At 67.7% G+C, this 23506-nt stretch carries 21 protein-coding genes and 1 tRNA gene; 11 read left to right on the top strand and 11 right to left on the bottom strand.

What is annotated here, in order from left to right:
* Positions 1–9: 9 nt before the first annotated feature.
* The 3 genes from VFG17_RS10655 to VFG17_RS10665 are packed head-to-tail and all read right to left on the bottom strand — an operon-like array spanning position 10 to position 3240.
* Positions 10–1011, bottom strand: a complete 1002-nt coding sequence (locus VFG17_RS10655; RefSeq protein WP_325029440.1) for a polysaccharide pyruvyl transferase family protein — start codon at positions 1009–1011, stop codon at positions 10–12.
* Complete coding sequence (locus VFG17_RS10660; RefSeq protein WP_325029441.1) at positions 1008–2489, bottom strand: lipopolysaccharide biosynthesis protein; 1482 nt, start codon at positions 2487–2489, stop codon at positions 1008–1010. The genes VFG17_RS10655 and VFG17_RS10660 overlap by 4 nt, the downstream gene beginning before the upstream one ends.
* Positions 2479–3240: a glycosyltransferase family 25 protein gene (locus VFG17_RS10665; RefSeq protein WP_325029442.1), complete on the bottom strand. Its 762-nt coding sequence runs from the start codon at positions 3238–3240 to the stop codon at positions 2479–2481. The genes VFG17_RS10660 and VFG17_RS10665 overlap by 11 nt, the downstream gene beginning before the upstream one ends.
* 228 nt (positions 3241–3468) lie before the next feature.
* On the opposite strand from VFG17_RS10665, the gene VFG17_RS10670 reads away from it, so the two are divergent.
* Genes VFG17_RS10670 through VFG17_RS10685 form a run of 4 tightly spaced genes read left to right on the top strand, consistent with a single transcriptional unit; the run spans position 3469 to position 7497 of the window.
* Entirely contained in the window at positions 3469–4338 is an 870-nt protein-coding gene (locus VFG17_RS10670; RefSeq protein ID WP_325029443.1) for a glycosyltransferase family A protein, read from the top strand.
* Positions 4338–5303 (top strand): glycosyltransferase family A protein, encoded by a 966-nt coding sequence (locus VFG17_RS10675; RefSeq protein WP_325029444.1) that lies wholly within the window; start codon positions 4338–4340, stop codon positions 5301–5303. The genes VFG17_RS10670 and VFG17_RS10675 overlap by 1 nt, the downstream gene beginning before the upstream one ends.
* Complete coding sequence (locus VFG17_RS10680) at positions 5300–6202, top strand: endonuclease/exonuclease/phosphatase family protein (RefSeq protein WP_325029445.1); 903 nt, start codon at positions 5300–5302, stop codon at positions 6200–6202. The genes VFG17_RS10675 and VFG17_RS10680 overlap by 4 nt, the downstream gene beginning before the upstream one ends.
* Positions 6199–7497, top strand: a complete 1299-nt coding sequence (locus VFG17_RS10685) for an outer membrane beta-barrel protein (protein WP_325029446.1) — start codon at positions 6199–6201, stop codon at positions 7495–7497. The genes VFG17_RS10680 and VFG17_RS10685 overlap by 4 nt, the downstream gene beginning before the upstream one ends.
* Before the next feature lie 6 nt (positions 7498–7503).
* On the opposite strand, the gene VFG17_RS10690 is transcribed toward VFG17_RS10685, so the two are convergent.
* The 3 genes from VFG17_RS10690 to VFG17_RS10700 are packed head-to-tail and all read right to left on the bottom strand — an operon-like array spanning position 7504 to position 9970.
* The gene (locus VFG17_RS10690) at positions 7504–8229 is read right to left on the bottom strand and encodes a serine acetyltransferase (RefSeq protein WP_325029447.1); all 726 of its coding nucleotides are present in this window, start codon (positions 8227–8229) and stop codon (positions 7504–7506) included.
* A complete protein-coding gene (locus VFG17_RS10695; RefSeq protein WP_325029448.1) occupies positions 8229–8792 on the bottom strand; it encodes a polysaccharide biosynthesis/export family protein in 564 nt (187 codons plus the stop codon). The genes VFG17_RS10690 and VFG17_RS10695 overlap by 1 nt, the downstream gene beginning before the upstream one ends.
* Positions 8789–9970: a glycosyltransferase gene (locus tag VFG17_RS10700; protein WP_325029449.1), complete on the bottom strand. Its 1182-nt coding sequence runs from the start codon at positions 9968–9970 to the stop codon at positions 8789–8791. The genes VFG17_RS10695 and VFG17_RS10700 overlap by 4 nt, the downstream gene beginning before the upstream one ends.
* Positions 9971–10153: 183 nt before the next feature.
* On the opposite strand from VFG17_RS10700, the gene VFG17_RS10705 reads away from it, so the two are divergent.
* The gene (locus tag VFG17_RS10705) at positions 10154–11314 is read left to right on the top strand and encodes an acyltransferase (RefSeq protein WP_325029450.1); all 1161 of its coding nucleotides are present in this window, start codon (positions 10154–10156) and stop codon (positions 11312–11314) included.
* Positions 11315–11352: 38 nt separating this feature from the next.
* Positions 11353–11634, top strand: coding sequence for a hypothetical protein (locus VFG17_RS10710; RefSeq protein ID WP_325029451.1), 282 nt, complete (start codon positions 11353–11355; stop codon positions 11632–11634).
* Here the strand turns inward: VFG17_RS10710 and VFG17_RS10715 are convergent, their stop codons facing one another.
* From VFG17_RS10715 to VFG17_RS10725, 3 genes are read right to left on the bottom strand one after another with little or no spacing between them, the layout of a single operon-like run.
* Positions 11635–12807, bottom strand: coding sequence for a glycosyltransferase family 4 protein (locus tag VFG17_RS10715; RefSeq protein WP_325029452.1), 1173 nt, complete (start codon positions 12805–12807; stop codon positions 11635–11637). It lies immediately after the preceding gene.
* 55 nt (positions 12808–12862) lie between these two features.
* Positions 12863–13876: an NAD-dependent epimerase/dehydratase family protein gene (locus VFG17_RS10720; protein WP_325029453.1), complete on the bottom strand. Its 1014-nt coding sequence runs from the start codon at positions 13874–13876 to the stop codon at positions 12863–12865.
* Positions 13873–15225, bottom strand: a complete 1353-nt coding sequence (locus tag VFG17_RS10725) for a UDP-glucose/GDP-mannose dehydrogenase family protein (RefSeq protein WP_325029454.1) — start codon at positions 15223–15225, stop codon at positions 13873–13875. The genes VFG17_RS10720 and VFG17_RS10725 overlap by 4 nt, the downstream gene beginning before the upstream one ends.
* Positions 15226–15536: 311 nt before the next feature.
* Here VFG17_RS10725 and VFG17_RS10730 point away from each other — a divergent pair, with 311 nt between their 5' ends.
* From VFG17_RS10730 to VFG17_RS10750, 5 genes are all read left to right on the top strand, one after another.
* Positions 15537–16802, top strand: coding sequence for an aldehyde dehydrogenase family protein (locus tag VFG17_RS10730; RefSeq protein ID WP_325029455.1), 1266 nt, complete (start codon positions 15537–15539; stop codon positions 16800–16802).
* A 69-nt stretch (positions 16803–16871) separates the two neighbouring features.
* Complete coding sequence (locus tag VFG17_RS10735; protein ID WP_325029456.1) at positions 16872–17810, top strand: hypothetical protein; 939 nt, start codon at positions 16872–16874, stop codon at positions 17808–17810.
* A 172-nt stretch (positions 17811–17982) separates the two neighbouring features.
* Entirely contained in the window at positions 17983–18840 is an 858-nt protein-coding gene (locus VFG17_RS10740; RefSeq protein WP_325029457.1) for a UTP--glucose-1-phosphate uridylyltransferase, read from the top strand.
* Position 18841: 1 nt separating this feature from the next.
* Positions 18842–21019, top strand: coding sequence for a GumC family protein (locus VFG17_RS10745; protein ID WP_325029458.1), 2178 nt, complete (start codon positions 18842–18844; stop codon positions 21017–21019).
* 44 nt (positions 21020–21063) lie between these two features.
* The gene (locus tag VFG17_RS10750; RefSeq protein WP_325029459.1) at positions 21064–22437 is read left to right on the top strand and encodes a hypothetical protein; all 1374 of its coding nucleotides are present in this window, start codon (positions 21064–21066) and stop codon (positions 22435–22437) included.
* Here VFG17_RS10750 and VFG17_RS10755 read toward each other — a convergent pair.
* Together VFG17_RS10755 and VFG17_RS10760 are read right to left on the bottom strand one after the other, a co-directional pair.
* A tRNA-Thr gene (locus VFG17_RS10755) sits at positions 22438–22513 on the bottom strand. It abuts the gene before it with no gap.
* 75 nt (positions 22514–22588) lie between these two features.
* On the bottom strand, positions 22589–23461 hold the full coding sequence (locus VFG17_RS10760; protein WP_325029460.1) for a hypothetical protein: 873 nt from the start codon (positions 23459–23461) through the stop codon (positions 22589–22591).
* Between the last annotated feature and the right edge of the window lie 45 nt (positions 23462–23506).

Below are 23506 nucleotides of genomic sequence, written 5' to 3' on the forward strand. Positions count from 1 at the left end.
GCTGAACCCTCAGCCGTCGACGATCTGCGGCGCGACGCTGGCGAGCGCGGTTTCGAACGCCTCGGCGCGGCCGGTCGCGCGCATCAGCCCGCCATAGTCGCCCGTCCATTGATCGGCGAAGCCCGCGACCTTGCCATAGCTGTTGTCGAGCAGCACGTGCGGGATATCGAGCAGCAGCGAGAGGATATGCGCGTGGAGCCGGTCGGTGACGACCAGTTCGCCTGCCGAGAGCATCGCGAGCCCGCGCTGAAACCGCCATTCGGCGAGGCGCTGCTGCCGCGCGGCGCGCTGCGCCATCGGATCGCGGTTGAAAAGGCGGCCGAGCTTGAGCGACAGGCGCAGGCGGCGCTTCTGCGCGGCATCTTCCTGGAGCCAGTCGTCGGCGACCACGCCGGCGGGGAGCGCGCCGGCGCCGCCGGGCGCGCGCTCATGATCGGTACGGAGCAGCGCGAAGACGGGCGTGGTAGCGGGGCTCCGCTGCTGGCGGCCCAGCATCAGCGCGGCATCGGGGCAGAGCCGGACCCTGCAGTCGAAATGCCGCTCGGCAAAGGCGAGCGAGCGGGCATCGCGGACGAGCAGGGTGAACTGGCCGTGATCGCGGATCGCTTCGGCCATCTCGGCCGCGGCGGCGGGGTCGGCATAGTGGATCGACTGCGGCATCTGCATGATCGGACGGCCTCGGTGCGTGCGAAGAAGGTGCAGACGGAACGCTTCATGCTTGGGCCACAACGTCCCCATATTGCCGCCGCCGTGGATCAGGATCGGCCCGTCGCCGATCGCCGTGCTGCAGGCTTCGTCGTCGAAATCGGCGATCGCCGAATAATAGGCGGGGAGGCGGCGCGCCTTGCGCAGATAGGCCATTTCGCCGAGCCAGATCGCCGAGTCTCCCACATTGGAATGGTCGGGAAAGTCGACGAGGGCGAGCCGGCCCGCCGGCAGCACGGCATCGAGGACGCGGGCAAAATGGTCGGCGAGTTCGCCGACGAGCAGGTCGGCGCTTTTCATGGTCATATCGGGCTCTTTCTGAGCTGTCTGGAGAAGGAGAGGAGGCGGCCGCGCCACGTCCCGGAGATGGCGAGTAGCGCGATACCGTAAAAGGTCGCCCCGACCGCGGTCAGCAGCAGCAAGGCTTGCCAGCCCGCGAGGTGCCCATCGAGCAGCCGCATCGCCACCGCGAGCGCGACGCCCATCAGCGAGGAGGCGACGAGAGGAGGGGCGACCGCGCGCAGGCTGTCGGTCGGCCGGATGCCCGAGGCGCGGCGGAGCAGCCAGATCTGCATCGGCAGCGTGAGATAGGCGCGTCCGACATAGGAAACCGCGACCGCGAAGAGCCCGAAGGGCAAAGCCGCGAGCGTCAGCGCGACGCCGAGCACGAGCTGGGTGGTCGAAAGCGAGATCAGGCTGCGCGACGCGCCGAGCACGCTGAGCGAGGGCGAAGCGAAGAAATTGAGCGTGAAGGGCACCGCCATGAAGGCGAAAATCTGGGCGAGCTGACCCGCCTCGGCCCATTTGGCGCCGAACACGGTCGGGATCGCGATCGGCGCGAGCGCGCCGAAACCGACCAGCGCCGGAAAGGACAGCGCCGAGGCGCGCGAAATCATCCAGCGATAGGCACGGCGCAGTTCGGCGGGATCGTCCTTGACGCGCGCGAGCGTCTGCACCGCGACCTGGGTGAAGGGCTGGATCGCGCCGCGGCCGATCAGCTCGACGGTGCGCCAGGCGGTGCGATAAATGCCGACGGCGGCGAGCCCGATTCCGGCGCCGATCGCCATTTCCTGCACGCGGACGGTGGCGAGGAAGGCGAGCTGGACATAGATCAGGCTGGCGTTGAGCATCAGATTGCCGCGCAATATGGCCCAGTCGAATTGCCAGCCGGGCTTCCAGTCATAGGAGGCGCGCGACAGGATGAGCCCGACGATCTCGGTGACGAGGCGCTGGATCACGAGGCTCCACAGGCCAAGCCCCGCAAAGGCGGCGACCACTGCGGCGGTCCCGCCGATCAGCCCGCCGACGACCGAGCGCAGCGCGGTGGTGCGGTGCCCGAACTCGCGCAGGCGCAGAGCCATATGCGTTGCGCCGAACGAGGAGATCGGCAGCGTCAGGCTCATCACCGCGAGCGGCAGCGCGATATCCGGCGCGCCCATCCAGTTGGCGATGGGTTGGGCCAGCGCCATGATCAGCAGGGCGGAGAGGAAGGAAAAGGCCTGCTGCGAGCGATAGATGGTGTCGAGGAAGGCCGGCGTGATGTCCTTCTTGCGCGCGATCGTCTGCACGAGGCCGGCGGTCGCGATGATGCGGAACGCCTCCGCCGTCACCGCCATCACCGCAAAGGCGCCGATGTCCGCTTGCGCCAGCAGGCGCGCGAGGATGACGAAAACGACGAAGGAGAAGATTTGGTCGGAGAGGAAACGCGTCACCGTCCAGCCGATCGAACTGCGGCTGCGTGCGCGTAACCCCGCGTCGAAGCGGGTGGGGAGGTCAGCGCTCAAGCAGGCGCCTCGCTTTCAGCATCCGCATGCGCGCGCGCTCGATATGGCGCCAGAGCTTTTGCCTTGCCGAATGATAGAGCGGGTCGTTCTTGGGAACGAAGCGCGAATTGCCGATGTCCGAGACGATCGCCGCCTCGAGGATTGGCGCCGGATAGAGCGCGAGATTGGGCAGGCCATGCGCCCACGACCGGTCCATCTCGTCGTCGATCGGGCGGCGGACGATGCGGCAATGCTCGACTAGTCGCCGCGCGCCCGCGAGCGTGATCGCATAGCCCTGCGTCCCGTAAGCGAGCCCGACCAGCTCGACGACCGCGCGCGAATGCTGGAGGAAGTCACGCTTGACCACGCGCTGCCACGTCGGCCGCTTGGCATAGAGCCGCAGATAATCGATGCCCTCGGCGTGAAGATCGGTGCGCGCCAGCGGCTCGAGATAGGCCCAGTCGACGACGGTATCGTCCTCGAGCACGATCGCCTGGCGCACGCCGCGGTCGACCATGTCCTGCCAGATCGAGAAATGGCTCGCGTAGCAGCCGATCTCGCCCTTGCTCATCGCGCGGCCCTTGTTGCGGCGGATCGCGGCTTCGTCGATCGTCATGCCCGGCGCGGGCCCCGTGCAGGCGTCGAAAAAGCGCCAGGCGAGCGACGTGTCCGCGGCGCGCGCGGCGAAGGCGGCCCGGCGGGCTTCGGCGGATTCGAGCGACACCACCAATATTTCGGCGGCTTCGCCCGATTCGGGCAGGAATTCACCCACGGATATACGTCTCCTATTCACCGCCGCCGCCAAGCCTGTGCGGTGCAGAACGGGCGACCGGCCCGACGCGATCCTTGGTAGCTGGCAATTATTTGCGAGCGAAGGCACCCCGGCTCCGGTCGTCCGGTCAACAGGGCGGCTCGTCTTCGCAGGTGCAGCATAAGGTTGACCTGAATGGGGCGACGACCCGATTGGGATGCCTGCGGGGGCACTGAAACAGGCGAATCCATGTTTGAAGTCGCAGTCGTCATACCCGTATGGAACGGCGAAGCGGTACTCGGCCGCTGTCTCGACGCGCTCGCGCGCCAGACATTGCCGCGCGAGGCCTATCAGATCATCGTCGTCGACAATGGGTCGAGCGATGCGACGCGCGAGGTCGCGCGGAGCTATGCCGGCGTCGAGCTGCTCGAAGAGCCGCAGCCCGGCTCCTATGTCGCGCGCAACCGCGGGATCGAGCGGGTTCGCGCACCGATCACCGCCTTCACCGATGCCGATTGCGAGCCGGCCCCCGACTGGCTGGAACAGGTGGTGCGCGCCGCGGGGATGAACCCCGGGTTCGGCGTGCTCGCGGGCAAGATCGAGCTGTTCGACGAAATCGCGCCCGAGCGCGAGGTGTTCGGCGATTATGAGCGGCTTTTCAGCTTTCCGCAGGCGCACGCGTCGCGCGGCAATTGCGCGACCGCCAACTGGGCGAGCGAGACGGCGCTGCTGAAGGCGCTCGGCGGGTTCGACGCGGCTTTGAAATCGGGCGGCGATCGGCAGATGGCGCTGCGCATCCGGGGCGCCGGCCGACCGCTCATTTATGTGCCGGCTATGGTCGTCCGCCATCCGGTGCGCGCGAGCCGCGCCGAGCTGGTGCGCAAGCGCCAGCGGCTGAGCGGCGGGCGCTGGGACCGTACCGTGGGGCGCCCGCGCCTCGTTCATGTGCTCGGCATAACCGCCGTCGATACGGTGCGGCGATTGCGCCGGGCGGCGATCACACGCGAGCTGTCGCTCCGCCGCCGGCTGGCGGTGATGCTGCTGACGTTGCAGCTCGCCGGGGTGGCGGTGAGCGAATTCCTCAATCTTGCGGGGGGACGAAAGGCAGCACGCGACTGATGACGATGTCCCGCTCCGCTCCGCGCTTTTCCGTGGTGATGCCGCTCTATAACAAGGCCGCGCATGTCCGCGCGGCAATCGCGAGCGCGCTCGCGCAGAGCTACCCCGCGCATGAGATACTCGTGATCGACAATGGCTCGACCGACGGCGGGCGCGAACTGGCGGCCGCGATCGGCAATGCGGGGATCAAGCTGCTCGATCTCGCGACACCGGGACCGGGCGGTTATGCCGGGCGCAATGTCGGCATCCGCGCGGCGACCGGAGACTGGATCGCCTTCCTTGATGCCGACGATCTTTGGGAGCCCGATCATCTCGCGGTGCTCGCCGAAGGCATCGCCGCCGACCCCGATGTGCGTGCGGCGGCGACGCGGTTCGACCATGTCTTCGAAGATCGCTCGCAGCCGCAGCGGATTGCGCCGCAGCTCGATCACGCGCGCAGCCTCGACTTGGCGGAGTTCCTTTCGGCCTGGCTCGCGGTGCGCGAATGCCCGATGTGGACCGGCGCGATCGCGATCCGCCGCGACACGCTGTTCGAGGCGGGGCTCTTTCCCGAAGGGCGCGCGGTGCGCGGGGGCGACAAGGATTTGTGGCTGCGCGTGCTTGCCAAGGGCGCGCTGTGTTACGACCCGCGTGTCACCGCGCGCTTTCACCGCGACAGCGACAACAAGGTCAGCAAGTCGACCACGACGCTCGACCTGCCCTGTCTGGTCGAAACCGCGCGGGGGATGCTTGCGGGCGCGCCGCCGCGCGAGGCCGCCCTGCTGCGGCGCCTCGTCAATCAGGAGATCGCGCATTACGCCCGCTATGCGATGAAATATCCCGGGCGGACGGCGATCCGGGTCGGCGATGTCTATCTGCCCGAGGGGACGGGCACGGCGGCGCTGCTGCTCGCCGCGAAACTGATCCCCGCGTCGCTCCGGCAGTCGGGCCATGCCCTGCGCAACCGGCTGCGCGCGCGCGCGTGAAACCGATCCGCGCCTTCGGCTCCCTGCTGACCGGCGGGGGGATCGTCGCTGCGTGGCTGTCGCTGGTGCCGGCGCTCGACCCGTTCGCGTCGTTCCTGCCGCTCTTTGGGGCGGCGATCATGCTGGGGCTGCTGTTCGCCCGGTGGCGACCGGGCCCTACGATCGCGGCCGCTTTGCTGGCGCTGGTGCCGGTCGCGATCGGCATGGCGCCCGAATGGCTGCGTTCGATTCCCGCCGCACCTTCGGACGCGCCGCGGGTTCATATGCTGACGCACAATGTCTGGGCGGGCAACACCGACCCCGCCGGCACCGCGCAGGCGATCATCGATGCGAAGCCCGATGTGGTGATGCTGCAGGAGGTGAACGGCAGCTTCCGGCCGATGCTTGCGGCGCTGAACCAGCATTTCGCTCATGCGACGCGGTGCCCGCGCGGCTGCGACCTCGCCATTTTTTCGCGCTGGCCGATCGCCGATGGCGATTATTTCCTGAAGGACGCGACCGGCCGCAAATTCGGCCCCGCGCTGCTCTGGGCGCGGATCGCGCCGCCGGCCGGGAATCCGTTCATGGTGGCGACGCTTCACTATCCCCGGCCGACGTCGCGCGATCAGGCGGTGCGCAGACACGACGTGGCGCGGGCATTGGCACGGATCGATCGCGACGCCTTGATCGTTGCAGGCGACATGAACCTGACCCCTTGGGCCGCGGCGATGCGTGAACAGGACCGCGCCCTTGCTCCTCTCACCCGCATGACGCGCGCGCCCAGCTGGCCGCGCGCGCTTCCCGTGCTGCCGATCGATCATCTTTACGCCGGCCCCGATTGGGGGCTGGTGTCGGCGCGGCAATTGCCCGCGACAGGATCGGATCATCGGCCGATTCTCGTGACGTTGGCGCGCCGGTGAAGCGCGCTCTTTCCATCGCGCTGCTCGGCAGCTGCGGCTTCGCCGCGCCCGCCCTCGCGCAGCAATCGGACGCGACCGACGGACTCGGTTCGGTGTCGAGCGAGAACAGCTTTGGGCGCGACCGCAATATCAGCGTGCTCGAACGTCGCCGCCCCGACTACACGGCGGAGCCGATCCGTGTCGGCTCGCTCGAACTGATGCCGCGCATCGCGGTCGGTGCGGGCTATGACGATAATCTCTATGCGCAGCCCGATGGCGAGATCGGCGACGCCTATCTGCGCATCCGCCCGCGCATCTCGCTGGTGCGGCCGTCGCCCGACCTCAAGCTGTCGCTCGAGGGCGAGCTCGACCTCTTGCGCTACGCCGACCGGTCGAGCGAAAATGCCACCCAATATGCGGTGAACGCCGGCGCGGCCTGGACGATCAGCAAGTCGGACACGCTCGACGTCACGCTGCGCAACGGACGCTATAGCCAGGAACGCGTCTCGCCCGATAGTCCGACGCAGGCGTCGCGGCCGATCCGCTTCACGCTGAACGGGGGCACGGCGACCTATACGCACGTCTTCAACCGGCTGCGCGTGCGCGGCGCGATCGATGTCGAGAACCGCAATTACAGCGACAGCGTGACCCCGGGCGGCGATCCGATCGACCAGGATTTTCGCGACCACACCAGCTACACCGGCACCGCGATCGGCGAATATGCGCTGAGCCCCAGCGTCGCGCTGTTCGTCGCAGGATCGCTGGGCAAACGCGACTATCGCGAACGCAGCGGCCCGGTCGCGGCGCGCGATTCGACCGGCTTCGACCTTGCCGCCGGGGCGAGCTTCGAACTGGGGCGCAAGGCACGCGGGTCGCTTCGCCTCGGCTATCTTCATCAGGATTATAAGGCGGCCGAGTTCGAGGATGTTTCGGGCTTCCTCGTGCGCGGCGAGCTCGCCTATTTCCTGACCCCGCTGGTGACGATCACCGGTACCGTCGACCGCGGCATCAAGGAAACGGGGGTCAACGGCGCAACGGGCTATCTTGCCACCAATATGACGCTGCGCGCCGATTACGAATTGCTGCGCAACCTGATCATCAGCGCGGGCGGCGAGCTGGAAAAGCGCGATTTCAACAATATCGACCGGCAGGACGACCGCTGGACCTGGCGCGCCAACGCGTCCTATCTGGTGAGCAAGCGGCTGGCGCTGCGGTTCGATGTGCAGCGGCGCACCCAGTCGAGCTGGGGTTTCAACGCGGGCCGCGAATTCACCGACAATCGCGTTTCGGTCGGCGTCACTTTCTCGGGTCTGTAGGCCCGATCAGCGGGGCCTCGTCCGTGACCCGTGGAGCGCGCCTTCGCAGGCGGCGAGCAATTCGGGCGGGGCGAGGCGGTTGATATAGCCCTCCGATCCCTGATCGGAGAGCAGTTTAGCGGGGATGCCGCCGACCACGCCGCGTTCGGGCACGTCCTTCGTCACCACCGCATTGGCGCCGATCGCCGCCTCCGCGCCCACGGCGATGCCGCCGATGACCTTGGCGCCCGAACCCAGAAAGCTGCGGTCGCCGATCACCGGCGCGCCGCGGCGGCTGCCGCGGTTCATATAGCCGAGCACGACGCCGTGGGTGATGTTGACATTGCTGCCGAGCACCGCGTCGCCGTGAAAATAGAAGCCGCCGAAACGGTTGAGGAACAGGCCCGGCCCGATTTCCATATATTCGGGAATCGCAAAGCCATATTTGTAGCGTGCGCGCAGCAGCAGCCACTTGGCGAGGGGGTAGAGACCGAAGGCCTTGGCGGGCTTCAGCTTGAGCCAGCCGGTCGTGCGCATCAGCACCGTATATTTATACCCGGGGGTAAAGGCATAATGGCGTGCAAAGGCGCCGAAGCCGGTGCGGCCGGCATACCGATAGAGGTCGGCAGCGAGCAGTGCCTTGAGCTTCGCGAAACTCACCGGACAACCGCGCAAATGCGGCTTGCCGGTCTCATCGGCGACGGGCTCGTCGAACGCCGGAGCGGGGGCGAGCGATGCGCTGGCCATATCCATCAGAAATAACGCTCGCCGAAACGGATCGTGTCGCCCGGAAGCACCGGGAAATCGGCGGTCATCTCATATTCGCGTTCGCCGGCCTCGCCCGCGCGCTTCAGGAAGACGCGCTTCTCGTTGGCGCGATAGGTGAAGCCGTCGGCCTTGGCGACCGCGCCGCGAATGGTGAGGCCCTGCGTATAGGGATATTCGCCCGGCTTATTGACTTCGCCGAGCACATAGACGGGCCGGAAGCTCGCGACCTGGACCGAGACTTTGGGCTCGAGCAGATAGCCTTCGCCGAGCTTCGTTTCGATCGTCTTCGACAGCTCGTCGGTCTGGAGTCCCGCGGCCTTGACCTCGCCAATCAACGGAAAAGCGATCGTGCCGGCGGGCGACACTTCGAAATCGCCGGTCAGCGTTTCTTCGCCAAAGGTCGCGATCTTGACCTTGTCGCCGGGCGAGAGGCGGAAGGCCTCGGCCGGCGGCGCCGCCACGCCACTGCCCGCGAGCGGCGCCTGCCCGGCGCACGCGCCGAGCATCGCGAGCGTGCCCGCCAAGGCGATCTGCTTAAGCCATTTCATGAAATCACTCCCGGACTTGATGCTGCAATGTCTTTGGATTCGGCCCCTGCGCGGGGTCTGACGAGCGCCTCCTCGATCCGCGCCCAATAATTCGCCGCGGCCTGCTCGACGCCATAGGCAAGCGAGCGGGTGCGCGCGCGCTTGCCGCATTCGCTGCGGTGCGGCTCGGTGAGAACGCGGCGCAAGGCGGCGGCGAAGGCTGGCACATCATCGGTCGGCACCAACGCGCCGGCTTCGACATCGATCCCGCCGCTGATTGTCTCGCGCGGCCGGTCGGCCAGAATCTCGGACGGGCCGGAGGCGCAATTGGTCGCGACGACGGGCACGCCGCACGCCATCGCCTCGACCAGCCCGTTCGGGAAACCTTCGGCGTTCGAAGGCATCGCATAGGCCTGTGCGCGCGCCACCACCGCGAAAGGGTTGGCGACGAAGCCGGGCATATCGACCCGGCCCGCAATGCCGAGCGATGCGGCGAGCGCCTCCAGCGCACCCCGCTCGGGCCCTTCGCCGAGGATGACGAGGCGCTCCGGCGGCGCGGCCTGGGCATAGGCGCGCAGCAGTAGCGGAAAATTCTTGTTGGGAACGAGCCGTCCGGCCGCGGCTATATAGGGCCCGGCGGGGTTAAAGGCGGGTGGCTCGGCCGCCAGTTCGGCGATGCGCCGATGGTCGACCGGATTGGCGATCGCCGACATGCGGCTCCGCGCGACGCCGAAATTGGCGGCGAGATCGTCGACGACGCCTTCGGACACGGCGATCACATGCGCGGCGCGCGGATAGACGAGGCGCACCATCGCCTTGGCGGCGAACGCGTTGCCGAGATGGGCGCTGGTGTTCACCCGTTCGCTGATCAGCCATGGCTGGCGGCGCCCCGCCATCGCCCAGGCGTTGGCGATATTGGCGCGGGTGAGGAAGCTGAGCGTCGCGTCGGGCTTGAGCCGTCCGGTGAGCGCGCGCAGCCCGGTCAGGCTCGGCCGCAATCTATGCCGCGCGTCGAGCTGATGGACCGCGACCCATTCGGGGACGTCATAGGCGCGCGGCTCGTCGTCGAGGAGCGCGAGATGAATGTCGTAGCGCGCGCGCCACGGCTCCGACCCGCCGAGCAAGGTCGCGAGCACGCGCTCTGCGCCGCCGCCCGCGAGCGAGTTGATCGCGAACAATATCCGCTTTCGGTGCAGCATGGATCCTCGCTGGAGTGGGTGCGGAATTCGCTTCGGAAGAACCCCTACCACGCCGATTTGTTGCAGTGCACACAGGCGCGCCCGCTTCATCGTCCGCGGGGGGCATCTGGCCGATTCGAGCGGGTTTTGCCCGGCGATATGTCTATCACCGGCGGCATCGATGAACGTTTGCGGAGGTGTGGTATGGACATTCGGCGGGTCGAGTGTCTGGACGGCTTGCGCGGCGTCGCGGCGCTCTGGGTGCTGCTCGGGCATATGATGATCCTCACCGGTTTCCGGCTGCCGCTGATGAGCAAGCCCGATCTCGGCGTCGACCTGTTCATCCTGCTCTCGGGCTTTCTGATGATGTTCCAGTATCGGCTGCGCGCGGACAGCGAGGACTGGACCGCGCCCGGCACCTGGGCCTCCTTCTGGACGCGGCGCTTTTTCCGGCTGGCGCCGCTTTTCTATGTGACGCTCGCCGCCGCGCTGATCGCGGGCCCGGCGATCTATGAGGGCCGCGTCGCGATCGACAGCTTCCTCGGCCAGTCGTTGCAGCCGTCCGAACGTTATCTCGACGGCAGCCTCACGAACATCGCGCTGCATCTGAGTTTCCTGTTCGGATTGCTGCCCGATTATGCCTTCCGCACGCCGCTGCCCGACTGGAGCCTCGGGCTCGAGATGCAATTCTACCTGCTCTTTCCTTTCCTGGTGCTGCTCGGACGGCGGCTCGGCTGGATCGCGTCGGCGCTCGTCGCGGCCGGCGGCGGAGTGGTCGTCGCGCTGCTCGCCGGCGCGGCGGGCCTCGACTATCCGATGCCGTCCTTCCTGCCGTTGAAGCTCCAGCTTTTCCTCGCCGGCATGTTGCTCGCCGCCGGTGCGGGCGAGGGCCCCGCGCGGCTGTGGATGCGCCTCGGCGCGGCGATGCTGCTCGCCGCGATCCCGATCGGCGGCGATCAGGATCTGCTCCATTTCGCGGTCCGCGAGTTGCTCGTCTTCGGCTTCTTCGCGCTGGTGCACCTGCGTTCGCTCGGCGTCATCGACTGGATCTCGCGGCTCTTCGGCAGCCGGCCCTTCTACTGGCTGGGCGAGCTTTCCTATGGCACCTATCTGATCCACCTCCTGATCCTGCAGCCCGTCGCGGCGGCGGTGATCGGACGGTTCGGCACCGGACTCGGCGCGGTCGAGCGCTTCATGCTGACGTGCGCGATCGTCGTCCCGGCGACCTATGCTCTTGCCTTTGTGACCTACAAGCTGGTCGAGCTGCCCGGGCAGCGGCTCGGGAAGGCTGTCATCAAACGAGCCGTCGGGCGCGGCACGACGCGCGCGCATCAGACCGTTCCCGAAAGGATCGCCGCGCCGTGACGGCTGGACTGCCTCTCGCTACCAATGGAGATTATCCGATGGACCGACGAGCATTGCTGACGTCAATTGCCGGCGCAGCCGCTGCCGGTGCCTGCACCCGACGCGATAACGACGACGCTGGGGCCGACTATTCCGGCCGCCCGACGCTGGCGATCGATTCCGAAGGGCCGGGGCGGTGGCGCATCCGCAGCTGGCAATGGCGCGCGAACGCGTGGCGGCCGCTGATCGCGCGGGCGCGGCGAACCGGCGGCAAGATCGAAATCGGCGGCGCGATCGACGCGGCCGACCGGGCCGAAGTGATCGCCCGGCTCAGCGCGTAACTAGCCCCCCGCCGTGCCCGGGGTGACCGAAGGACGCGGGACCGGCCGGCGCGGCGCAAGCGCGGCGCGATAGACTTCGAGCGTCTCCGCCGCCGCCCTGTCCCAGCTGAAACGCGCGCGCACGGTGTCGCGATCGACCTGGAAGTCGGCGCAATCGGCGTTCAGCCGCGCGGTGAGTTCGGCGACGTCGCCGACCGCGAAATAATTCACGCGATCGAGCCCGATGTCGAGATTGGCCGGAATGTCGCTGAGCAGCATTCGCGCTCCGCAGCTCGCCGCCTCCAGCGCCGCGATCGGCAGACCCTCATGATAGGAGGGCATCACGAACAAAGCGCAATGTTCATAAAGGCATTTCAGCGTCGCGCGCGACTGCACGCCCGCGAAGATCACGCGGTCGCTCGCGCGTTCGAGAAGCTCGCGGGCATATTCGCTTTCGTGATCGGCCGAGCCCGCGATCACCAGCTTGGCGGTGCAGTCGGACCTTTCATAGGCGTCGATCAGATCGTGCAGACCCTTTTCGGGCACAAGCCGCGCGACGGCGAGGAGGAAGTCGCTGTCCTCGATCCCCAGCCGCTCGAATATCAGCGCGGGATCGGCATCGCCGGGCAGGTCGGAGGTGCCGTTGGGGATATAGGAGACAGCCTGCGCGCGCTGCGGGAAACTCTTGCGCAATTGCGCGGCGAGCGAGGGGGAAACGGCGATGACCCGATCGGCGAAGTTGAGCGCCAGCCACTCGCCGGCGCGCAGCGCGCCGCGTGCGAGCAGGCCCCATTTGGCGCGGTGATAATCGGTGCCGTGGTGCGTCACGACGACCTTCAGGCCGAGCAGCCGCGCGACCGGCGCCAGCAATCCGGGACCGATCGCATGGATATGGATCAGCCCGGCGCCGCGCTTGCGCGCCGACAGCACGGCGAGGAAGGTCGACACGATCGCTTCGAAATGTTGCGAGCGCGGGCAGGGGATGCCCACGATCTCGACCCCGCGATGCTCGCCCACGGGCTCGGGCAGATAGGGCGCGCGGCCGAGCACGACCGAACGGTGGCCGGGCCACAGCGCCTTGATCCGCGGCAGCAGTTCCTCGCAATGGCTTTCGATCCCGCCCATGACATGCGGGAAGCCGCGCAGGCCCGTCACGCAGATCACGGGCGACCCCGCACGATTACCGGCAGACATATTTGTCCATTGCAGCATCATTAAACTCCAAAAGCGCCCGGCCGGATTTCCCGGCTCAGGCCACCGCTGCCATCGGCCCTCTTCCACCATTTTCTATTTCGCTGAGATACCAGTCGACGAACCGCTCGATCCCGCGGGAAAGCGGCACCTTGGGGCTGTACCCGGTGAGCGCGTTGATCGCCGAGATATCGGCATAGGTCGCGGTCACGTCGCCCGGCTGCATCGGCCGCATCAGCTTGACCGCGGGCCGGCCGAGCGCGCGCTCGAGCATGGCGATCATGTCCATCAGCCCGACCGGATTACAGTCGCCGATGTTGAGGAGCCGGTGTTCGCCGTCCGCCGGCGGCCGGTCGAGCACCCCGACGACGCCGTCGACGATGTCGTCGATATAGGTGAAATCGCGCGCCATCCGGCCTTCGCCGAACACCTCGATCGGTTGGCCGAGCAGGATCTTCTGCGCGAAGCCGTAATAGGCCATGTCGGGCCGGCCCCACGGTCCATAGACGGTGAAGAAGCGCAGCCCGCTGAGCGGCAGTTTGTAGAGCGTGGCATAGCTCTGGCTCATCAATTCGCAGCTGCGCTTGGTCGCGGCATAAAGCGAGACCGGCGCGGTGCAGGGTTCGTCCTCGCGGAACCCCGCGCCGCCGATCGGACGGTCGCCATAGACCGAGCTCGACGAAGCATAGACGAGATGCTCGATGTTGCCCGCGTGGCGCGCCGCTTCGAGCACCGCGAGATGGCCTTTGAGATTACTGTGCTCATAGGCGAACGGGTTTTCGAGGCTGTAACGCACGCCCGCCTGCGCGGCGAGATGGACGATCCGGCGAATGCCATTCGCCTCGACCAGCTCGCTGACCAGCCCGGGGCTGGCGATGTCGCCGTCGATCAGCCGGAAATTGAAATTGTCCGCCAGCCGCGCGGTGCGCGCTTTCTTCAGCGCGACGTCATAATAGTCGGTGAAGCTGTCGAGGCCGATCACGCGCTCGCCGCGCGCGAGCAGGCGTTCGGACACCGCATGGCCGATGAAACCGGCGGCGCCGGTGACGAGGATGGGGCTGTCGTCGGTCACGCCGCGCGCCTTTCGCTCGAAACGCCGGCATCGTCGTCGGGATCGCCCGGCCGCCCGATGCCGACATAGCGCAGGCCCGCCGCTTCGGCCTGCGCGGGGCGATAGATGTTGCGCAGGTCGACGAGCAGCGGATCGGCCATCGCTGCCTCGAGGCGTGCGAGATCGAGCGCGCGGAAGGCATCCCATTCGGTGATGATCACCGTCGCCGCCGCGCCCTGCGCCGCGGCATAGGCGGAGGCGGCATAGTCGACATCGCTCAGCACAGTCCTGGCCGCGTCCATGCCCTCGGGGTCATAGGCGCGAACCTTGGCACCGGCATCCTGCAGCGCCTGGATGATCGCGATCGAAGGCGCGTCGCGCATGTCGTCGGTGTTGGGCTTGAAGGTCAGGCCGAGCACCGCGACGGTGCGGCCGCGAACCGGCCCGTCGATCGCTGCGAGAATCTTGCGGCCCATCGCGCGCTTGCGCTGCTCGTTGACGGCGACGGTCGCCTCGATCAGCCGCAGCGGCGCGTCATGGTCCTGCGCCGTCTTCATCAGCGCGAGCGTGTCCTTGGGGAAGCAGGAGCCGCCGTAGCCCGGACCCGCATTCAGGAATTTGCCGCCGATCCGATTGTCGAGCCCGATGCCGCGCGCGACCTCCTGCACATCGGCGCCGACCTGTTCGCAGAGGTCCGCCATCTCGTTGATGTAGGTGATCTTCATCGCGAGAAAGGCGTTCGCAGCATATTTGATCAGCTCGCTGGTGCGCCGCCGGGTGAAGACGATCGGCGCCTTGTTCAGCGACAGCGGGCGATAGACCTCTTCCATCGGCGCGCGGGCGCGCTCGTCCTCGATGCCGATGACGACGCGGTCGGGGCGCTTGAAATCCTCGATCGCCGCGCCTTCGCGCAGGAATTCGGGGTTGGAGGCGACGGCGAACTCGGCCGCGGGATTGCATTCGCGAATGATCCGCTCGACCTCGTCGCCGGTGCCGACCGGAACGGTCGACTTGGTGACGATCACGGTGAAGCCGCTCAATGCCCCGGCGATTTCGCGCGCCGCGCCGTGGACGAAGGAGAGGTCGGCATGGCCGTCGCCGCGGCGGCTCGGCGTGCCCACCGCGATGAACACGACGTCCGCGGCGCCGACCGCTTCGGAAAGCTCGGTGGTGAAGTCGAGATTGCCCGCTGCGACATTGCGCGCGACCAGACTGTCGAGCCCGGGCTCATAGATGGGAATGCCGCCGGCCCGAAGCCGGGCGATCTTGTTCGCATCCTTGTCGACGCAGGTCACGTGATGGCCGAAATCGGCAAAACACGCGCCCGAAACGAGCCCGACATAGCCGGACCCGATCATTACGATACGCATTACGCGTTGCTCCCTTTTATATGAAGGCGATTTTGCTGCGCTTGCGAACAATCATCGCGCCAGCCCCTCGCACGTCAACTTGCCAGCTTTGAGAAGAGGCAATTGAAAGGCGAGCCGAATGGGACTGCAATCGCGATTCAAAATGACACAAAACTGAAAAAGGGCGCCCAATTATAAGCAGATGGCTCGCGGCTTTGGCCAAACGAAGGTCGGACGCTTTGGCTGCAATGCGACGAAACGCTTCGACTTGAACTTGCCACGCGTCGGCGCTGGATTAGAAGCTGGATGCGATAAACTGTGGGAAGGGCAGGATGCTGGAAGCGCAACGCGCGGCATTTTTCGCCGACCTGCCCGTGTCGCTGGCGGTTCGCCGCGACCGGCTGGGGCGGGCGATGCGGATGATCGGGGAAAATGCCGGCGCGCTGTGCGCCGCGCTCGCTGTGGACCAGACGAATCAGGATGCCGAGTCGGCGGAGCGCACCGAAGGGGTGCCGGCGCTGGCGGTGCTGCGCGCGGCGCTGGACCGCGTCGGGCGCTGGATGCGCCCCGAAAGCGGCCGCGGGCTGCTCGCGCGGCTCGGCGGCGGCGATTATGTGGAATATCTGCCGGTCGGGGTGATCGGCATATCGGTGCCTGCCGCGCTGCCGCTGCTCCAGACGGCGGATATCCTCGCGAGTGCGCTCGCCGCGGGCAATCGGGTGATGCTGAAATTCGATGCCGCCTCGCCGCAACTGGGCGACCTGATCGGTCGGCTCGCGCCCGATTATTTCGATCCGCTCGAACTGGCCGTCGCGCCGGACGGCGCCTTTGCCGACCTCGCCTTCGACCTGCTCGTGACGAGCGGCGAACAGGGCGACGGCGTGACGATCGCGCGCTCGGGCAAGTCGCCGGTCATCTTCGGGCGCTCGGCCGATTTTGCACGGGCTGCGGACAAGGTGATCGCGGACAAGCGCGTCCGGGGCGGACGGGTGCCGCTGGCGCCCGACTATCTGCTCGTGCCCGACGAGCAGGAAGAGGCGATCGCCGCCTGGCTGTGGCGCGCGGCGATGCAGCCGGCGGCGAACGAAGCGGCGCCGACCGCTGCCGAGCAGGCGCGATGGACGCGGCTGCTGGACGATGCGCGCGCGCGCGGCGGCGAAGTGATGACCGCACAGCCGCGCGGGACCGACATGCCGCTCCACATCGTCCGCCATGCGAGCGACGACATGCTGGTGATGCAGGAGGATATCGAGGGGCCGATCCTGCCGCTGCGCAATTATGCGCGAATCGAGGATGCGATCGCCGCGATCCACCGCCGAGCGCCGCCGCATGCCATCACTTATTTCGGGCGCGACGCGGCCGAGCGCCGGCATGTGCTGGACCGCACCCTGTCGTCGGCGATCGCGATCGACGGGCGCGCGCTGTCTCCGGCGAAGGCGGGCACGGGCATGACGCTCAATATCGGATCGGGGGAGGCGGGTTTTCGCCGGTTCAGCCGGGTTCGGCACGTTTATCGCCCGCCCTTCCTTGATTTTTCGCGCCGCTTGGCGGCCGGGGGCGGCGACGATCTGGCCGGGGTGCCACCCGCGCTGCGCTGATCCCGGACACGCCACGCCGCGCCGCATCGCGCTCGTTTTGGCCGGCGCTCTCCGCCTAACCCGCCGGGCATGGCCGACAAGCCCTCCCGCCGCGCCGCGAGCGCGGTTCCGATCGCCGCGCACGGCGAGCCCGTCTATGCCGTGCGCTCGGGCGCCTCATATCGCCGCGTGCGTGCGCGCGACGTCGGTAACGGCCTGTTCGTGATTCGCGAGCCGGTCCGCGACGTGCGGATTTCCGACATCAGCGTGGCGGGCGGCTATCGCGTTATCGAAAATACCGCGGCGCCCGATCTCGAGTCCGCCGGCATCGTCGGCCTCCATGTGCGCGGCGCGCGCGCGCGCGATCTCGAACGCAGTTTCGCCCGCATCCGGTACGACAGCCGCGACGGCGTGATCGAGGATGTCAGCGCGACCGGCATGCTGACCACCGGTGCGACCGACCTTCCCGTCGGCATCGGATTCGCCGACACCGCGCATGATTTCCGGATCGAACGCTGTTCGATGCGCGGATTTCAGTGGAAGCGCCGCGACAGGCAATATTGGAACGGCGACGGTTTTTCGACCGAGCGCGGGAACGCGCGCTTCCTGTTTCGCCAGTGCGCCGCCTGGGACAATAGCGACGGCGGGTTCGACCTGAAATCGACCGAGACGATGCTCGACGATTGCATCAGCGGCCGTAATGCGCGCAACTTCCGTCTATGGTCGAGCATCCGCGCCACCCGGCTCAGCAGTGTCGATCCTCTCAAGATCGGCGGCATCGGCGATACCAATCATTTTTCGATCATGGCGGCGAAAGGCGCGGACGAGCCGCTCGTCATCACGATCGAGCATCTGGTGGTGAAGAGTGATCGCGGCTGGCCGATCTTCGACGTCCATAACGGGCCCGCCAGGATCATCATCGGCTCGCACGATATCCAGGTGCCCCCCGGAACGCCGCTGGTCCGCCCGCGCGGCGGGGGTTCGGTGCCGGGCGGCGTGACCTTCAAGGGCGACCCGCCAAAGCTGTGAAGCCGAAGCTTCGGAATAGGCCGGACGCACTTTGGACACGCTTCGACGCCGGGCTCTTGCTGCAATGCAGCGTAAGGGCGCAGACCGCGCCCGTCAGCACGCGGCGATCGTGTCTGGCGAGCCGAATACTGGTTTTTGGGGGGGAACCCAGTGACCAGAAAAGGGTGGAAAAATGCGAAAGATACGCAAGGCCGTGTTCCCCATTGGCGGCCTTGGAACCCGGTTTCTTCCGGCGACCAAATCCATGCCAAAGGAGATGCTGCCGGTCGTCGACCGGCCGCTCATTCAATATGCCGTCGACGAGGCGCGCGAGGCGGGCATCGAACAGTTCATCTTCGTGACCAGCCGCGGCAAGAGCTTGATCGAGGATCATTTCGACCACGCCTTCGAGCTCGAGGAAGCGATGGCGCGGCGCGGCAAGTCGCTTTCCGCGCTCGACGGCACCCGCCCCTCGCCGGGCGACATCACCATCGTGCGCCAGCAGGAGCCCCTCGGGCTCGGTCACGCCGTATGGTGCGCGCGCCGCCTTGTCGGTGACGAGCCCTTCGCGGTGCTGCTGCCCGACGATTTGATGGTCGGCGAGCCCGGTTGCCTCAAACAGATGGTCGAGGCCTATAACGACCTGGGCGGCAACCTGATCTGCACCGAGGAAGTGGCGGCGGACCAGACGCATAAATATGGCATCGTCACCCCCGGAGCGCAGGCGGGGCCGATCACCGAAGTGAAGGGGCTGGTCGAAAAGCCGGCGCCCGATGTCGCACCGTCGCGGCTCGCGATCATCGGCCGCTATATCCTCCAGCCCGAGGTGATGGACGTGCTCGGCAGTCAGGAGGAAGGCGCGGGCGGCGAGATCCAGCTCACCGACGCGCTGGCGCGGATGATCGGCCAGCAACCCTTCCACGGCGTCACCTTCGACGGGAAGCGCTATGACTGCGGCGACAAGAGCGGCTTCGTGACCGCGACGCTCGCGCTTGCGCTTCGCCGTCCCGACATCGCGCCCGCGGTCCGCGCCTTCCTGGCTGCCGCGTGACATGGATGCACTTTCACGGCGTACCCCGCTCCCTAGGGACGCGGATCCGCAGGTCGATCGCGGCGCGCTGATCGACCTGCGCCATATCGGCGGGATTTTGCGCCGGCGATGGATGGTGCTGTGCGCGGCGATGGTCGCGGCGATTATCGTCGCGGCCGCCGCCTATCTCGTCGCCGAGCCGCGCTATCTCGCGACCGCGCAGGTCGCGCTCGAACGCACGGCCGAGCGCGTGATCGACGTCGATGCGGTGACCCCGACCGCCGATCCCGATTCGGCGGCGGTCGACACCGAAGTGCAGGCGCTGCGCTCGCCCGAACTGATCGGGCGGGTGGTCGACCGGCTGCGGCTCGCGCGCGATCCCGCGTTCAATGAGGCTGCGGGGCAGGGGGCGCCGGCGGCGCAGCCCGACCTGATCGGGCGCCAGCGCGCGATCGGCACGCTGCTCGGCGCCCTGACGGTAAAGCGCGACGGGCTCTCCTATGCGATCAGCGTGTCGTACGAAGGGAATACGCCGGCGCAGGCGGCGCAGATCGCCAATGCGCTGGTCGACGACTATGTTTCGGGGCAGGCGGGTTCGAAGGCCGAGGCGACGCAGCGCGCGCAGGGCTTTCTCGAAAAACGGCTTGAGGACCTGCGCACCCAGGTGCTCGGCGCCGAGCGGGCGGTCGCCGACTATCGCGCCGCGCACAATCTTTTCGCCGTTTCCGAAGCCAGCACGGTGACGCAGCAGGAATTGTCGGGTCTTTCGACGCAGCTCGCGCAGGCCAAGGCGGAAAATGCGGCGGCGCAGGCGCGGCTTTCGGCGGCGCGCGCGCAGGTGCGCGGCGGACGGAGCGGCGAGGAGCTCGGCGACTCGCTCGATTCGCCGGTGGTCAGCCAGCTACGCGCCCAGCGCGCCGAGGCGGCGCGCGAGGTTGCGGCGCTCGAAAAACGCTATGGCCCGCGCCATCCCGCGCTCGTCCAGGCGCAGAACCAGCTGCGCACCGCCGACCAGCATATCGCCGCCGAGGTGAAGCGCATCGTCGCCAACGCGTCGATCCAGGCGAGCATCGCCGGTCAGCGCGCGGCGTCGCTCGCCGGCTCGGTCGCGCAGACGCAGGGCAAGCTCGCGAGCGACAATGAAGCGTCGGTGCGGCTGGCCGAGCTGGAACGCAACGCCGAATCGTCGCGGACGCTCTATCAGGCGTTCCTCGATCGCTATCGCCAGACGGTCGCGCAATCGGGGCTCGAACGCAGCGATTCCTATATCGTCAGCCGCGCGCGCGTCCCCGGCGCGCCGAGTTCGCCCAACATGCTGATCTATGCGGCGATGGCGGTGGTCGGCGGGCTCGGTATCGGCGTGCTGCTCGTCGTCCTGCTGCAATTGCTCGAGCGAGGGCTCGAGACGAGCGACGCGATCGAGGAAGCACTGGGACTGGCGACGCTCGCCTCGATCCCCGACGCGCGCACCTTGCCCGGCTATCGCAAGTCGGGGTTGCCGGCGCCGCCCGCCGAACTGCTGATCAAGCGGCCGCAATCGACCTATGCCGAGGCGTTCCGCGCCTTGCGCACCTCGATCCAGTTCGCCGAGGCGGCGAAGCCGGTCCGCGTCGTCGCGATCACCTCCGCTGTGCCCGGCGAAGGCAAGACGACGACCGCGATGGGTCTTGCCCGCGCGATGGCGGCGGCGGGCGGCAAGGTGCTGCTGATCGACGCCGACGCGCGTCGGCGCGCATCGAGCCGCCAGTTCGCCGAGGGCGCGACGCTGGGGCTCGACGAAGTGCTGGCGGGCGAGGCGACGCTCGATCAGGCGATCGTCAAGGACAGCCTGTCGGACGCCTGCCTGCTGCCGCAGCGGCTCGATTCGAAGGGTATCGGCCTGACCGAGAGCCCGCGGCTCGCCGAGTTGATCGAGCAGGTGCGCGACCGCTACGACCTCGTGATCCTCGATACGCCACCGGTGCTGCCGGTCGATGAGGCGCGCGTGATCGCCAGTATGGCGGACGGCGTGGTCTTCCTCGTACGCTGGCGCAAGACGCCGTCGAAGGCGGCGTCGGTGGCGCTGCGGCGGCTGTACGACGTCCATGCCGAAATGCTCGGCGCGGTGCTGACGCTGGTCGATGTGCGCGAGCAGGAGCGCGCCGGCTATGAGGATGGCGGCACCTTCCTCAAGGCGTACCGCCACTATTATGCCGACTAGGTCGTGACGTCATTCATGAGTTCACGACCTAGCCGGGCGGCGCCGTGACCGCGCAGGCGCTGCCCTATGGCCCGGCCTTCGGGCCCGGCATATTGCTGCCCGTCACGCTATTGCTGCTCGTCCCGCTCGTCGTCGCGGCGCGGCGGGCGGGCGGCATGGCGGGGGCGTTCGTGGTCGTTGCGCTGTGGTTGCGCACCACCGCGGGCGCCTATCATCTCTATATGTTCCAGCCGCTCGCCGGCGGGCTCTCGGGCAATGCGCTGCTTTCGGTCGCGGTGACCGGGTTCGGGCTGCTTTTCGTCGTGCGGCCCGCCAATCTGGCGCTCAAATGGCTGCTGCCCGTTTATCTGCTGATCCTGCTCGCGCTATTCAGCGCCGGCCTGAACGGCGATCTGGTCGGCGGCATCAATGTCGCCGTCAAATATGCCTATATGATCGTGATCCTGCTCGCGGCCTTCCAGGCGCTACGCCGCGATCCCGAGGCGCGCTTTCTGACCTGGGCGATGGTTTCCTTCCTGCCGCTGCTCGTCTTTCAGGCGCTGTCGCTGGCGCTGAATATGCCCAAGGGGGCCGAGGATGGCGACGGGCTCGTCTGGATCGGCGGCTATAATCACGAGGCGGCCTTTTCGGTCGCGCTGCTGACGGGGTTCCTGGTCGGCGGCCTCGCACGGTCGGCGCCGCGCGCGGTGCGTATCGCCTTTCTGTCGGTGACGCTCATTGCCATTCTGCTCGCGGGCTATCGCACCACGATCCTCGCGCTCGCGCCGCTCGCGCTGGCGATCTTCCTCGGCGGGCTGACGATGAGCGTGCGGCGCGACCAGCGCGGCGCGATGGCGGTGACGGCGACCGTCGCGGGGGTGCTGCTCTTTGCGATCGCGGCCCTGCTCTACCGTGAGAGTTTCGCCGATCTCGCCGCATTCCTCGCGGACCCGGCGGCGCTGATCAAGACGCCGCGCGACTTCGACCTGCTCGAACGGCAGGTGATGTCGGGCCGGCCGCTCATTTGGAGCAGCTATATCTATGCCTGGGCCGACGGCACGCCGCTCCAGCATCTGTTCGGCCTCGGGCCCGAAAGCTGGGAGGGCGTGTTCAAGGTCTATCCGCACAACACGCTGGTCGCGACGCTCTACGAACTCGGCTGGTTCGGCGTGGCGGCGATGATCGCCTTGTGGACGGTGATGTTCGCGGCGGCGGCGTCGGCGCGCGGCGATCGTTTCCTGCTGATCGCCGCCCATTTCGCCTTCTTTCTGCTCAACATGGCGACGATGCCCTTCTGGCAGGTCGAGGGGCTGGCATTTTATGGCCTGCTTTGCGGCTATACCGTCCATGCCGCGCGCGCGGCGGCGCAGCAGGGGACAGCTTCCCAGGACCGGCGCGCTTACCGATTTCCTGAAGGCCGCGGGGTTCGGGTGCGATGATGGTGCCGGCTACAGGATTCGAACCCGTGGCCCCCTGATTACAAATCAGGTGCTCTACCAACTGAGCTAAGCCGGCGCTCGCGTTCCCCTAAGCATTTTTCGGTTCGATGGAAACAGCGGACATGCGGGAAAATGCCGCACGGCGGAATCGTCAGACGATGCCGAACGTCCAGCCTTCGGTTCGGGCGAGGGCCGGGGTCAGCGGCGACGGCGACCAGGGGGCGTTCTCGCTGGCTATCGCGCGCAGCCAGGCGGCGGTCAGCAGCGCGTCGCTCGCATGGTCGCTGACCGGGCCGGTGAGGCCGGCGGGGGCCGATCCCAATGCCGCGAGCGCCGCGTCGAGCGCCGCCCCGTCGCGGATCTTGCTGCGCCCCGGCGGCAGGCCGGCCGCTCGTGCGGCAAGGCTGGTATAGATTTCGACGAGCAGCGGGCTGCGGGCCGGAACCGGATCGAGCGGCCATAGCGGTATCCGGCCCGACAGCCGGTGCAGCAGGCGCATACCCGCGAGACTCGCCTTGCCGACCTGTGCCGCGCCGACAAGGTTGAAATTGCTGACGCTCGCGGCCTGTTTGGTCGCGCGCTGATATTGCTCGACGACCCGCAGGCGACCAGCGCCGGGCGCGAAAAGATCGCCGACCTCGCCCTGGCCGTGGCGAAAATGGCGCCGCGCGTCGGGATGGCCAAGAAACCCGCCGGCTTCATAATGCGGATCGCCATGCGCGAGCCGCTCGACCAGCGACCAGAGCGCCCGAATATCGGCGGGGCTCTCGCTCCATTCGGGAAAATAGGCGCCCGCGTCAGCGAAGGCGAAGGCGGCCGAGAAATCGAAGCCGATCAGCACGTCCTCGCCCGCGGCGGCGACATCCTCCAGCCAGGCGAGGATTTCGGCGCGCGACCAGATATGGCCGGGCCGCACGAGCGCGGGCGCTGCCGCGCCGCTCGCGACCGCAAGCGCGATCCCGCGCTGGCGCTCGCCGCGGGCACCCGACCAGTCGATGGCGGCGAAATGGGTGAAGCGGCGCATCGACGCGCCCTAGCGTATGTGTGTCACCTTGCACAAAGCGTGAAT

Origin of the sequence: Sphingopyxis sp. (assembly GCF_035686825.1) — a bacterium.
Taxonomy (GTDB): domain Bacteria; phylum Pseudomonadota; class Alphaproteobacteria; order Sphingomonadales; family Sphingomonadaceae; genus Sphingopyxis.